The following is a 12,771-nucleotide window of genomic DNA, read 5'->3' on the forward strand; positions in this document are numbered from 1 at the left end:
CCCGCGTCGCGGCAGCGGACGGATCCACACCCGTCGACGTCCTGCGAGCCGCCCGGCATGCAACCCCGGACCGGCCAGCGCGTGCATCGGTCCCCTTTCGGACAAAACTCGCCTATAGGCTGCGCGCAAGCATGGGCGGCGAGCGCCCTGAGGGGCAAGGCCGGCGGCGCGCGGAACGAGGCGCGGCGCGTGAGGATCACGAGACCATGGACCGCATCCACATCACCGGCGGCGTGCCGCTCAACGGCACGATCCCGATCTCGGGGGCGAAGAACGCCGCCCTGCCGCTGATGATCGCGAGCCTGCTCACCGGCGACACCCTGGAACTCGCCAACGTTCCGCGGCTCGCCGACATCGCCGCGCTGACCCGCATCCTCGGCAACCACGGCGTCGACCACATGGTGGTCGGCAAGCGCCCGGGGCAGACCACCGAGACCGGCCAGACCATCCGGCTCACGGCGTCGAACGTCATCGACACAACGGCGCCCTACGAGCTGGTCTCGACCATGCGCGCGAGCTTCTGGGTGGTCGCGCCGCTGCTCGCCCGCTTCGGCGAGGCCAAGGTCTCGCTGCCGGGCGGCTGCGCCATCGGTACCCGGCCCGTGGACCTCCTGATCATGGCGCTGGAAAAGCTCGGCGCGCAGATCGAGATCGATGCCGGCTACGTCGTCGCGCGTACGAAAAACGGCCTGCGCGGCGCCGAGATCGACTTCCCGAAGGTCACCGTCGGCGGCACCCACGTGGCGCTGATGGCGGCCTCGCTCGCCTACGGCACCACGGTGATCTCCAACGCCGCCCGCGAGCCGGAGGTGGTGGATCTGGCCGACTGCCTGATCAAGATGGGCGCCCGCATCCAGGGCGCCGGCACGCCCCGCATCGTGATCGAGGGCGTCGCCCGCATGAACGGCGCCCGCCACGAGGTGCTGCCCGACCGGATCGAGACCGGCACCTACGCCATGGCGGTGGCGATGACCGGCGGCGACGTGGTGCTGGAGAACACCCGCGCCGACCTGCTGCACTCGGCCCTCGACATCCTCTCGACCACCGGCGCCGAGATCACCCAGGTTCCCGGCGGTATTCGCGTCCGGCGCAACGGCGCCGGGATCGCGGCGGTGGACGTGACCACCGACCCGTTCCCGGGCTTCCCCACCGACCTGCAGGCGCAGTTCATGGCGCTGATGACGCTGGCCAACGGCCAGTCGCAGATCCGCGAGACCATCTTCGAAAACCGCTTCATGCACGTGCAGGAGCTGGCCCGCCTCGGCGCGAAGATCCGCCTCGAGGGGGATCTGGCCATCGTCGAGGGCGTGGAGCGCCTCAAGGGCGCGCCCGTGATGGCGACGGACCTGCGCGCCTCGGTGTCGCTGGTGATCGCGGGGCTGGCGGCCGAGGGCGAGACCCAGATCAACCGGGTCTACCACCTCGACCGTGGCTTCGAGGCCCTGGAGGCCAAGCTCGCCCGCTGCGGCGCGCGGATTGAGCGCGTGCGGGCCTGAGGCCCGAAAGCCCGAGCTTCGGCCGGGCCGCAATCGGAGCGGTGCGGGGCCGGCCGATCGCGGGCAGTGCCGGTTGGGCGTGCTTCTGAATTTGCGAGACGAGAATCGATCGACGTCAATCGGTTTCACGAGCCGTCAAGAAAGAAGGCAGATTTTATTCTTATCATCATCGTGCGTCAGGCGTATTGCTTGGACGATAAGCTTCGGTCTCCGGCAAGAAATTTTAACGCATACCTGCGACAAGATCTGGCTCAAGCTCTTCGAGCATCTTCGAGACGGATCGATGTCGGTATTCTCACGCCTCGAGGCACGCCTGCCCGCCATGACCATCGGGCTCGCTCTCCTGAGCGCCACGGCGATGGGCGGGTACAGTTGGTACTCGGCCCGGGCCGGGTTGGTGGATGCGGCACGCGAGCGGCTGCAACTCGCCGCCGACGCGCGGCGCGATGGGGTCGAGCTGGTCGCCGACCGCATGCAGGCCGACTTCCTCACGGTGGCGGCGCACCCGCAGGTGGTGTCGAACGTCGCCGACCTGATCGAGACGCTCGATCCCGCGAAGCCCGACTATGCCGGCCTCCTCGCCGCCTTCCGGGCGCCCGAGACGGCCGCGGCCCGCATCGCGCTCGACGGCACCGCGACCAACACGATGTACGGGCGGCGGCACGCGAAGGTGCAGGAGGTCGGCCGCAAGCTTCTGGCGCAGGCGGGCTACGCCGACCTGCTGGTGCTCGATGAGGGCGGGCGCGTCGTCTACACCACCACCAAGGGCGAGGACTTCGCCCGTCCGGTCTCCGATCCGGCGCTGCGGGGAACGGGGCTCGCGCGGCTGTTCGAGCGTCTCAGGGCGGCCGATCCCGAAGCCGCCCTGTTCGAGGACTTCGCGGCCTATCCGGTCGACGCCGGGCCATCCGCCTTCATCGGCCGCGCGGTGACGAAGCGCGCCAACGTCGCCATGGGCACGGCGCAGGCGGCCGAGCGCATCGGCTACGTCGTGATGCGGGTCGGGCCGGCCCTGTTCGACCGCACCCTGTCGAAGCGCACCGGCCTCGGCGAGACCGGGCAGATGCTCTCGGCCGGCGCCGACGGCCTGCTGCGCACCCAGCCGCCGCTCAACCCGGACGCGAAGGCCGGCAGCCCCCTGGGCGCGCTCGGGATCGCCCCGAGCCGCCTCACGGAGGGGCGGCCGTTCGACTTCGAGGCCCCGCAAGGCCGGCGCCTGGCGGCGTCCTCCGTCGTCTCGGTGCTCGGGGCGCCCTGGACGGTGATCGCCGAGCAGAGCTTCGGCGAGGCGATCGGCGCCGTCTCGACCCTGTCGCGCACGCTTGCCCTGGTCGGGCTCGGGGTGCTCGCCGGCACCGCCGTCCTCGGCCTGCTGCTGGCCCGATCGATCGTGCGGCCGCTCGGCGCGCTCACCGCGGCGCTCAAGGCCCTGGCCGCCCGGCAGGCGCTGGAGCAGGTGCCCGGCAGCACCCGGCGCGACGAGATCGGCGACATCGCCCGGGCCGTGGTGACCATCCGCGACGTCTCCCTCGAGGAGGCCGCGGCGCAGTTGAAGACGACCGAGGCCACCCGCTTGCGCGAGGAGCAGGCGCGCCGCGCCCTCCTGCGCGACCTCGCCGAACGCTTCGAGCGCTCGGTCGGCGGCATCGTCGCGCGGGTCGCCGGCTCGGTGGCCGGGCTGCAGGCCGCCTCGGGCGGCATGCGCGACGCGGTCGAGGGCACCTCGCAACGGTCGAGCAGCGTCGCGACCACCGCCAACGAGACCGCCCAGAACGTCAACACCGTCGCCGCGGCGGCCGAGGAGCTCGGGGCCACGGTCCAGGAGATCGGGCGGCAGGTCGAGCAGGCGGCGGAGATGTCGGACGGCGCGGTGCGCGAGGCGACGCGGACGCAGGCCGCCATGGACGCGCTGGCCGCGGCCGCGACCCGGATCGGCGACGTCGTCGGCCTGGTCTCGACCATCGCCGGCCAGACCAACCTGCTGGCGCTCAACGCCACGATCGAGGCGGCGCGCGCCGGGGAGGCGGGCCGCGGCTTCGCGGTGGTGGCGGCGGAGGTGAAGGACCTGGCTTCGCAGACGGCGCGGGCAACGGGTGAGATCGGCCAGCAGATCGCCTCGATCCAGGCAGCCGCGGGCGAAGCCTCCGAGGCGATCCATGCGATCGCCGGGCGGATCGAGGCGATGAACCGGGTGTCGACCAGCATCGCCGCCGCGGTGGAGGAGCAGGGCGTCACGACCCAGGAGATCGTGCGCAACATGGGCGAGGCTTCGGCCGGGACCAGCGCGATGACGGCGGACATCGCCGCGGTCGCCAGCGCCGCGAACGCAGCCGGCAGCGAGGTCGCGGCGGTGCTGCTCGCCTCGAACGCGCTGGCCGGCCAATCGGAGGAACTGCGCGCCGAGGTCGGCAGCTTCCTGGCGGGCGTCCGCGCCGCCTGAGCGGCGCGGGTCGTTCGGCGGCTCGGCCCTGGGGGCCGGCGCGCTCCCGACCGAAGGCGGGGATCGGGGAGGGATCATGCTCTCCGAGCTCGCCGAGGACAGCAGCTCGCCCAGGACGCTCGCACCAGCCCGCGCGGTTCGCGGCGCCGAGGGCCTAAAACACGAAGGGCCGCCCGACCCGATGGCTGGACGGCCCCCGCAAGGCGGGATCGCGGCGATCAGCGGCCGATGGCGCCGCGCTTGAAGCCGAAGCCCGGGACCTCGCAGCCGCAGGACGAGTTGAACGGCGCCGGGCGGGTCACGCAGTTGCCGCGGGCGGTGACGCAGATGCTGCCGCCGCGGCCGCCGCCGCGGAAGTCGTCGCGGTCGCGGCGGCGCTCGTAGCGGTCCTCCTCGTAGTCGCGACGGCGCGGGCGGTCTTCGTCGTAGCCGCGGTCGAACCGGCGCGGGCCGCCGTACTCGTTGCCGTAATACTGGGCGCTGGCCCCGGTCGCGCCGAGGGTCGTCCCGAGGGTCAGGGCGGCGATGGCCGCGAGGGTGTAGCGCTTGATGGTCATGGGATGTGTCCGTCTCCGGTCCGAGATCGACGTGGGGTCTACGATTGGCTGCCTGAACGGCGGCTGAGGCCGGCGCAACAGCTGTCTGCGCCCCGGCCTCGACGCTCAACGCGCCAGACTGCGCATCGGCCGTCCCGATCCTCCGGTATGGTGGATGCGAGGCACCGGACACCATCCGCCGCGGCCCGTGCGACCCGGCCGCGGTTGCCGGAAGCGGCCGGCCTCGCTACTGACGCGGGCGAAAATGTTTCCCGTGAAACCCTCTCCGGAGCGGCCCGCCGACATGGAGCTTCTCAAGCTCGCCGCCCTCGACGCCGAGGACCTCACCGTGATCTCGGCGCACCTGCAGGATGCGGTGCTGAACGTCGCCGACCTCACGTTCCTAGCCGCCGAGCACCGCTTCGTGCTCGCGCTGCGCCGGTTCGATTGGCAGAGCCCGGAGACGCCGCGGCGACGGCTCGCCGGCCTGCATTTCGAGCGCGTGCTCGGGGTCCGCACCCGCGGCCTGACGCCGGGGGACGCGCCCTTGAGCCTGCTCGCGATCACCTTCGAGGAGACCGAGGCGCCCTCGGGCCTGGTCACGCTGCTGTTCTCGGGCCAGGCCGCGATCCGCCTCGAGGTCGAGTGCATCGAGGTGCGGATGAAGGACCTCGGCCCGGTCTGGGAGGCCGAGAGCCGCCCGGGCCACGCGGCGCCCGCGCCCGGCCCGTCGGCTTGAGCCGTCGCGCCCCACACCATCAAGAGAAGCACGCGCCGATGATCCGCCTCGATAGCAGCGACCCGACCTTCGCGGAGGATTTCGCCCGGCTGCTCACGGTCAAGCGCGAGATCTCGGAGGACGTGGACGAGACCGTGCGCGGCATCATCGCCGGCGTGGTGAAGGGCGGCGACACCGCGCTCGTCGACTACACCCGTCAATTCGACCGGCTCGGCGAGGGCTTCACCGCGTCCGCCTTGCGGGTCACCGAGGATGAGATCGCCGCGGCGCTCCAGGCCTGCCCACCCGAGGCGCTGGAGGCTTTGCGCTTCGCCGCTGCCCGGATCGAGGCGTTCCATGCGGGCCAAGTCCCCGGCGACCGGATGGAGACCGACGCCCTTGGCGTCACCTCGGGCTGGCGCTGGACCGCGCTGGAATCGGTGGGGCTCTACGTGCCCGGCGGCACGGCGAGCTACCCGTCCTCGGTGCTGATGAACGCGATCCCAGCGCGCGTCGCCGGCGTGCCGCGGATCGTCATGGTCGTGCCGATGCCCGACGGGCAGTCGAACCCGTTGGTGCTCGCCGCCGCGCACCTGTCGGGCGTGCACGAGGTCTACCGCGTCGGCGGGGCGCAGGCGGTGGCTGCGCTGGCTTACGGCACCGAGACGATCGCCCCGGTCGCCAAGGTCGTCGGCCCCGGCAACGCCTACGTCGCGGCGGCCAAGCGCCGGGTGTTCGGGCAGGTCGGCATCGACATGATCGCCGGCCCCTCCGAGGTGCTGATCCTGGCAGACGGCCACGCCAACCCCGATTGGATCGCCGCCGACCTTCTGGCCCAGGCCGAGCACGATGTGGCGGCCCAGTCGATCCTGATCACCGACAGCGCGGAACTCGCCGAGGCCGTGGAGGCCGCCGTCGAGCGGGCGCTGACCACCCTGCCGCGCCAGGAGATCGCGCGGGCGAGCTGGCGCGACTACGGCGCGATCGTCCGGGTGAGGCACTTCGACGAGGCGGTGCCCCTGGTCGATCGCCTCGCGCCCGAGCACCTGGAGATCGAGACGCAGGACGCCGAGGCGCTGTCCAAGAAGATCCGCAACGCCGGGGCGATCTTCCTCGGCTCCCACACGCCCGAGGCCATCGGCGACTACGTCGGCGGCCCCAACCACGTGCTGCCGACGGCGCGCTCTGCGCGGTTCTCCTCGGGCCTCGGCGTCCTCGACTTCATGAAGCGCACCACGATCCTCGCCTGCACGCCGGAGAGCTTGCGGGCGCTCGGCCCCGCGGCGATAACGCTGGGCCGGTCGGAGGGCCTCGAGGGGCATGCCCGCTCCGTCGCGATCCGGCTGAACCTGTAGGGGCATGCGCACGATGTCGGAGGCCAAGGGGACTGAGACGCAGGCTGAGAAGCCGGCCGGCAAGGGCACGGACCGCCTGGTCTCGGTGGCGCTCGACGAGGACTCGATCGGCCGCGGCAACCCGGACCAGGAGCACGAGCGCGCCATCGCGATCTTCGACATCATCGAGGACAACCACTTCGCCATCCCCGGTCGCACCGGCCCCTACGCGCTCCACCTCGGGCTCGTGGAGAACAAGCTCTCCTTCGCGATCCAGTCGCCGTCGGGCGAGCCGGTGATGACCCACCTGCTGTCGCTGACGCCTTTCCGCCGGGTGATCCGCGACTACGAGATGATCTGCGAGAGCTACTACAACGCCATCCGCACCGCCTCGCCGACGCAGATCGAGGCGATCGACATGGGCCGGCGCGGCCTGCACAACGAGGCCTCGGAGACCTTGAAGGAGCGGCTCTCCGGCAAGGTCGACCTCGACCACGACACCGCGCGGCGGCTGTTCACCCTGATCTTCGCCTTGCACTGGAAGGGCTGAGGTGGCGTTGCGCCGCCCCGAGCGCGCTCCGCCGAAGTGGGCACCGGTTCGGCGTCAGAGCGCGCGGCATCGCGGAGTCCCGGCATCGCTTCCGATCGCGACGCGATCGGAAGCGATGCCGGGTCCGCACCGACGCTGAAAGCCCACGCGCGATGGACGTCCTCGTCCCGCCTCAGCCCGGCGACCTCGTCGTGCCGCGCAAGCGCCGGGTGCAATCGGTGCTGTTCATGTGCAACTTCAACGCCGTGCGCTCCCCCGCGGCGGAGGTGATCGCGCGCCACTACTTCGGCAAGTCGGTCTACGTGCAATCGGCCGGCGTGCGCTCGGGCGAGCCGGTCGACCCGTTCATGGTCGCGGCGCTGGACGAGATCGGCATCGACGCCAAGAAGCACCGGCCGCGCACCGTCGAGGAGCTCGACGAGTGGGAGGGGCTGAACTTCGACCTGATCGTGACGCTCGCCCCCGAGGCCCACCACAAGGCGCTGGCCCTCACCCATACGCTCGCCGCCGACGTCGAGTACTGGCAGACGGCCGACCCGACCATCCTCCAGGACGCCTCGCGCGACCAACGCATGGACGCCTATCGCGACGTCCGCGACGGGCTGACCTACCGGATCAAGATGCGGCTGAAGGGGTAGGGGACACGGGGCGCTGGTTTTCTTCCCTCCTCGCAGAAGGGGGAGGGGGACGCGGCTCCGCGTGCCCTCAGGCCTCGATCCGGCGCATCCCCGTCACCGCGCCATAGCTGTTGGCCTCGATCCGCGCGGCCGCCTGGCGCAGGGGCTCGATCGCCACCGCCATGTGGTGGCCGTTGGCGTGGAGCAGCGTGTCGGCGTCGAGCATCAGGCCGGTATGGCCGCGCCAGTCGACGAAGTCGCCGCGGCGTAAGCCCTCGAAGGCGAGCGGCAGGGGCCGGCCGACGGCGCGGGCCTGCTGGTCGGCATCGCGCGGGCAGGGGAGGCCGGCAAGATCCAGGCAGAGCTGGACCAGGCCCGAGCAGTCAAGGCCGAGGCTGGTGCGCCCGCCCCAGAGGTATGGGGTGCCGACGAGCCGTTCGGCGGTGCCGGCATAGTCCGGCGTCGTCCGGTCGAGCGGCGCGCAATGGGCCGAAAACACGAAGGCGTCGCCGACCCGCACGAAGTCGCCCTCCGTCCCCGCGACCGCGATCCGCGCGCCGAGGCTCAGATGGCCGAGCGCCGGGCGCTTCATGTCGGGGGCGGGGTAGAGGAAGCTGCGCAGCGCCGTCACCCGGTGGGTCGGGGCCGGGTCGGCCGGGCCGAGGCTCGCCGCGGGCAGGTAGCCGACATAGCCGTCGCGCACGAGCTGGACCCAGGCGAACCCGTCGCGAACCTCGTACAAGGTCACCGCGTCGCCCATCACCGCCTCCGTCTCGAGGCCGGCTTCCGCACGCGGCGTCCGGCGCAAGGGGGCCGCCGGGATCACGACCTGCCGTGGCTCGCCGGCGACGAAGCGTGCCGCCTCAACTGTGCCGCGTAGGCGGATGTCGGCGAGATCCGGCCGAGCCGGCGTTGTCCGCGGGTCGTGGGTCAGGGTTTCGCTACGCGACATGACGGCTCGGGTTTTCAGGCGGTTCGAGCTTGCATGATCGGCTTCCGCCGTGACCGAACCACGCCTGCGCCGATCGCCCATGCTGCGCCATTTCGACGCAGTACCGTGACGCGCGAGGTGGCAATTGCATCATGAATGCGCTGACGCCGTCGAAGACAGATGAGCGGCCTGCCTGTCCATTCGGCACCCTCGGTCCATGCGGGGGCCGACCGCGCCGGCCGCGTTTTGATGCAGTGCACAATGGCCTCGAATCGGGTAGGGTCCGAGGATGACGAGCGCGAGCCCAGCCGTGAAGAAGTCGAAGAAGAGCTTTGCCGACCTGCCGCCGATCCGGGTCCGCCGCGAGCCGCCGACCATCGTCGAGGCGGTGATCGCCGCGCAGGACCTGTCCGACGACCTGGAGCAGCAGATCGAGATCGCCGCCGGGCTGATCGGCCTGCCCGCGGACGAGGTCCGCCCGCACGTCGTGGCGGCGGTGAAGGCCAAGCCGGAGCGGATGCCGGAGCGCATCATCGCCCAGGCCGGCCCGAGCCGCGCGCCCCGTACCGTCATCGTCGAGCGCCGCACCCGGCCGCCGGTGATCGTCGAGCGCCGCGGCCGCCCCCTCGACCCGCGGCGCTGAGGTCGCCCGCGGATCGCGTCCAGGTTCGGTGCTACCAGGCGAGGGTCTCGCCGCGGTAGTCGAGGTACATTGTGCCGGGCTGGCCGAGCCGGGCCTCGATCACGTCGGCCATGCCGCCGACGCTGGTCGCCACGTCGATGTCCGCCTCGGCGCCCCCCATCTCGGTCCGCACCCAGCCCGGGTGCATCAGAACCACGCTCAAGGCCTCCGCCTGGTGGCGGATCGCGAAGCTACGCACCAAGGTGTTCAGCGCCGCCTTGCTGGCGCGGTAGTTCTCCCAGCCGCCCGAGGTGTTGAGCCCGACGCTGCCGAGGATCGAACTCATGAACACCAGGCTGCCGCCGGGTGCGAGGCGGTCGCGGAAGGTCTCCGCGAAGCGCACTGGGCTGATCGCGTTGGTGAGGTAGACCTGCGCCGCGACCTGCCGCGGCACCGCGTGCAGCGGATCGTGCGCTTGCGTCGCGACGCCGGCGACCACGAACACCAGATCGAAGGTCTGCGATGCGAGCCGATCGTGCAGGCCTGAGACCGCCGCGTCGTCGTCGATGTCGGCGGTCTCGATCGTCAACGCCTCGGATTTCAGGGCGGCGAGCCCCGGCGATGCGTTGCGCTGGGTCGCGGTGACGCGCCAGCCGCGCGCCAGGAAGGTCTCGACGAGCCCGAGACCGAGGCCGCGCGAGGCCCCGACGATGAGCGCGTTCTTGGCCGACGGATGGTTGGCTGCTGCCATGGGATGTCTCCGTGGGGACCGGGTCCGAGGTACGACCTGTGCCGAGAGAATTGGCGTCGTTGCGGCCGGGCGACAGACCCCGGTGCAGCGGCAGCGTGTGCCGGCGCACCGATTCCGGGGCGCGGTTCCAGGTCGAGCCCGCATCGCGAGGGACTCCAAGCGGCGAGCAATTTGCTGCAGATCTCCTGGTTCGTATGTGAGGGCACCGGCTCGAATCGCGTGAGCGGGCCGCTCGATGCCGGAGAGAGCCATGACCCTGCAAGATGTCCTCGTCCCGACCTACCTTCAGATGCTGGAGGCGCTGTCGGCCTGGCTCGGCAAAGCCGAGACGCAGCAGCCGGAGGGCGCCGAGACGCTGCCTGCAGAGCGCTTGGCAAACGACATGTTCCCGCTGTCGACGCAGGTCCGTTTCGCCTGCGTGCAGGCTCATGAAGGCGTCGCCCGATTGCGCGGCGAGCCGCTTCCGCCGGCGGTCGAAGTCCTGATCGACGAGGGTCGGAACGCGGGCGACCGTCCCGGCTCGATCGCGGAGGCGCGGGAGAGGATCGCCGAAACGGTGGAGGCCGTGCGGGGCGCCGCCGTTGCCATGCCGACCATCGACCCGGCGACGCCGATCGCCCACACGCTGCCGCAGGGCTTGGTGTTCGACCTCACGGCCGAGCAGTACGTGCGCGACTGGGCGCTGCCGCAGTTCTATTTTCACGTGATGGCGGCCTACGCGATCCTGCGCGCAAGCGGCGTCGAGCTCGGCAAGGCCGATTACGTCGCCCACATGTTCGCGTATCTGCGCCCGGGCACGCCGCCCGCCCCATAGGCGCCCGCTCAATCCCCCGTCTGCACCGCCCAGGTGGCGTGGCGGATGCCGGGTTGGGTCGCCAGCGCCGCCACCACCGCGTCGAGGTCCTTGGCCGCCACCGCGCTGGCGATGAGGGTCGCGACCACGTCCACCGCCGCGTCGCCGCGCTCCTCCACCGCGACGCCGCCGACCGGGTAGCCCGCCGCCTCGAGCCGCTCGACCAGCATGTCCTGCGCCGGGCCGGCCGCACCGGGGGCGGTGGTGACCTGGACCTCGTAGGTCGCCTCCGTGGCACTCTCGTCGATCGGGAAGCGGTTGATCGCGTTGACGAGCGGGCGCAGCAGGGTGTTGCAGGCCAGGACGGCGACGGCGACGAACAGCGCCTCCAGCGGCAGGTCGGCCCCGGCGAAGGCGCCGACTGCGGCCGAGCACCACAGGGTCGCTGCCGTGTTGAGGCCGCGGACGTTCATGCCCTCCTTCATGATCACGCCGGCGCCGAGGAAGCCGATGCCGGAGATCACGTAGGCGACGGTGCGGGTGGCGCCCTCGGCCCCCGTCAGCCGCATGCCGAGGTCGACGAAGGCGGCGGCCCCCACCGCCACCAGCACCGCCGTGCGCAGGCCGGCGGTGCGCTGGCGGTACTGACGCTCGGCGCCGATCAGGGTGCCGAGCACGAAGGCGACGACCAGGCTGATCGCCGAGTTGACCGGTTCGGGGAGGGGCGTGGGCAGAAGGACCATCCGGTCTCCTAGACGGACGCGCATGACGCTTCCGTGACGATCTCCGCTACCACCGCAGGTCGCGGCGGGATTGACGGGTGCCCCGGGCAGCGGGCACACCGGCCTTGCTCATGGATCGCTCAAGAATCCAGGTGCCGCGGCCACGTCCGCGGCGTTCGACGAGGAGACTTGCAGGATGAAGGCTCACCTACAGTCGGCCGGGCTTTTCCGCGCATGAGCGGTGGCATGAGCGGTGCCGCTCTCGCTGAGCGCCCCGGCGCCGTCTCCGATCCGTTGCGGGCCCGCATCCTCGAACTTCGCGCCGGTTTGGAGCACGGGCTCATCGGCTGCGAGGGCTTGGTCGAGCGCCTGATGATCGGGCTGCTCACCGGCGGCCACCTGCTGATCGAGGGCGCGCCGGGGCTCGCCAAGACCCGTGCCGTCAAGCGGCTCGCCGACGGGCTCGACGGCTCCTTCGCCCGCATCCAGTGCACGCCCGACCTGATGCCGGCGGATCTGACCGGCACCACGGTGTGGCGGCAGGACGCCGGCACCTTCGAGTTCCTGCCCGGCCCCCTGTTCCACTCGCTGATCCTCGTGGACGAGGTGAACCGCGCGCCGCCGAAGGTGCAGTCGGCCCTGCTCGAGGCGATGGCGGAGGGCCAGATCACCGTCTCGGGCACGACCCATCCCCTCGCCGACCCGTTCATGGTGGTGGCGACCCAGAACCCGATCGAGCATGCGGGCACCTTCCCGCTGCCCGAGGCGCAGCTCGACCGCTTCCTGCTCCACGTCGTCGTCGGCATGCCGGACGAGGCCTCCGAGCGGAAGATCCTCGACCTCGTCGAGGGCGAGCTCAACCACCACGGCGAGGCGATGCCGGTGAAGCTCTCGGTCACCGAGGTGCTGGCCGCGCGCGAGGCCGCGCTGAAGACCTACGTCTCGCCGGCCCTGAAGGACTACCTCGTGCGCATCGTCGCCGCGACGCGCACCGATTCCGCCGCGCCCGAGCTTCGCGCCGCGATCGAGCATCCGGCCTCGCCCCGCGGCACCCTGGCGCTGATGGTGGCCGGCAAGGCGCGGGCCTACCTCCACGGCCGCGACCACGTCATCCCCGAGGACGTGGCGGATCTCGCCGCCGACGCGCTCTCCCACCGCATCGGCCTGACCTGGCGCGCCGCCGCCGAAGGCCTCACCACCCGCGGCATCGTCGCCGGGCTGGTGCAGCGGGTGCGGGCGCTCTGAGGGTGCGGGCACCCGC

13 protein-coding genes are annotated in these 12,771 nt (G+C 71.7%); 9 read left to right on the top strand and 4 right to left on the bottom strand.

Annotated features, from left to right (window positions below; all coding sequences use genetic code 11):
• Positions 1–206: 206 nt before the first annotated feature.
• A complete protein-coding gene (gene murA, locus MFF13_RS14485; protein WP_147830970.1) occupies positions 207–1,496 on the top strand; it encodes a UDP-N-acetylglucosamine 1-carboxyvinyltransferase in 1,290 nt (429 codons plus the stop codon).
• 283 nt (positions 1,497–1,779) lie between these two features.
• A complete protein-coding gene (locus MFF13_RS14490) occupies positions 1,780–3,936 on the top strand; it encodes a methyl-accepting chemotaxis protein (protein ID WP_147830971.1) in 2,157 nt (718 codons plus the stop codon).
• A gap of 218 nt (positions 3,937–4,154) precedes the next feature.
• Here MFF13_RS14490 and MFF13_RS14495 read toward each other — a convergent pair whose 3' ends face one another.
• Positions 4,155–4,493 carry a hypothetical protein gene (locus tag MFF13_RS14495; RefSeq protein WP_147753209.1) on the bottom strand — a complete coding sequence of 113 codons (339 nt, stop codon included), beginning with the start codon at positions 4,491–4,493 and terminating at the stop codon, positions 4,155–4,157.
• Between the two features lie 283 nt (positions 4,494–4,776).
• On the opposite strand from MFF13_RS14495, the gene MFF13_RS14500 reads away from it, so the two are divergent.
• From MFF13_RS14500 to MFF13_RS14515, 4 genes are all read left to right on the top strand, one after another.
• The gene (locus tag MFF13_RS14500; protein ID WP_147830991.1) at positions 4,777–5,211 is read left to right on the top strand and encodes a DUF2948 family protein; all 435 of its coding nucleotides are present in this window, start codon (positions 4,777–4,779) and stop codon (positions 5,209–5,211) included.
• Between the two features lie 38 nt (positions 5,212–5,249).
• Entirely contained in the window at positions 5,250–6,545 is a 1,296-nt protein-coding gene (hisD, locus tag MFF13_RS14505; RefSeq protein ID WP_147830972.1) for a histidinol dehydrogenase, read from the top strand.
• 13 nt (positions 6,546–6,558) lie between these two features.
• Entirely contained in the window at positions 6,559–7,074 is a 516-nt protein-coding gene (locus tag MFF13_RS14510; RefSeq protein WP_147761706.1) for a UPF0262 family protein, read from the top strand.
• 152 nt (positions 7,075–7,226) lie between these two features.
• On the top strand, positions 7,227–7,712 hold the full coding sequence (locus MFF13_RS14515) for an arsenate-mycothiol transferase ArsC (protein WP_147753211.1): 486 nt from the start codon (positions 7,227–7,229) through the stop codon (positions 7,710–7,712).
• Positions 7,713–7,779: 67 nt separating this feature from the next.
• Here the strand turns inward: MFF13_RS14515 and MFF13_RS14520 are convergent, their stop codons facing one another.
• Positions 7,780–8,643: a C40 family peptidase gene (locus MFF13_RS14520; RefSeq protein WP_147830973.1), complete on the bottom strand. Its 864-nt coding sequence runs from the start codon at positions 8,641–8,643 to the stop codon at positions 7,780–7,782.
• A 268-nt stretch (positions 8,644–8,911) separates the two neighbouring features.
• Between MFF13_RS14520 and MFF13_RS14525 the strand changes: the two genes are divergently transcribed.
• Positions 8,912–9,265, top strand: a complete 354-nt coding sequence (locus tag MFF13_RS14525; protein WP_147761616.1) for a hypothetical protein — start codon at positions 8,912–8,914, stop codon at positions 9,263–9,265.
• 31 nt (positions 9,266–9,296) lie between these two features.
• Here the strand turns inward: MFF13_RS14525 and MFF13_RS14530 are convergent, their stop codons facing one another.
• Positions 9,297–9,995 carry an SDR family oxidoreductase gene (locus MFF13_RS14530; protein ID WP_147830974.1) on the bottom strand — a complete coding sequence of 233 codons (699 nt, stop codon included), beginning with the start codon at positions 9,993–9,995 and terminating at the stop codon, positions 9,297–9,299.
• 250 nt (positions 9,996–10,245) lie between these two features.
• Between MFF13_RS14530 and MFF13_RS14535 the strand changes: the two genes are divergently transcribed.
• A complete protein-coding gene (locus tag MFF13_RS14535; RefSeq protein WP_147830975.1) occupies positions 10,246–10,809 on the top strand; it encodes a DUF1993 domain-containing protein in 564 nt (187 codons plus the stop codon).
• A gap of 8 nt (positions 10,810–10,817) precedes the next feature.
• Here MFF13_RS14535 and MFF13_RS14540 read toward each other — a convergent pair whose 3' ends face one another.
• Entirely contained in the window at positions 10,818–11,531 is a 714-nt protein-coding gene (locus MFF13_RS14540; RefSeq protein ID WP_147830976.1) for an MgtC/SapB family protein, read from the bottom strand.
• Positions 11,532–11,756: 225 nt separating this feature from the next.
• Between MFF13_RS14540 and MFF13_RS14545 the strand changes: the two genes are divergently transcribed.
• Positions 11,757–12,755, top strand: coding sequence for an AAA family ATPase (locus tag MFF13_RS14545; RefSeq protein WP_147753217.1), 999 nt, complete (start codon positions 11,757–11,759; stop codon positions 12,753–12,755).
• Positions 12,756–12,771 lie beyond the last annotated feature (16 nt).

This window comes from Methylobacterium cerastii (assembly GCF_022179125.1).
Lineage (GTDB): Bacteria > Pseudomonadota > Alphaproteobacteria > Rhizobiales > Beijerinckiaceae > Methylobacterium > Methylobacterium cerastii.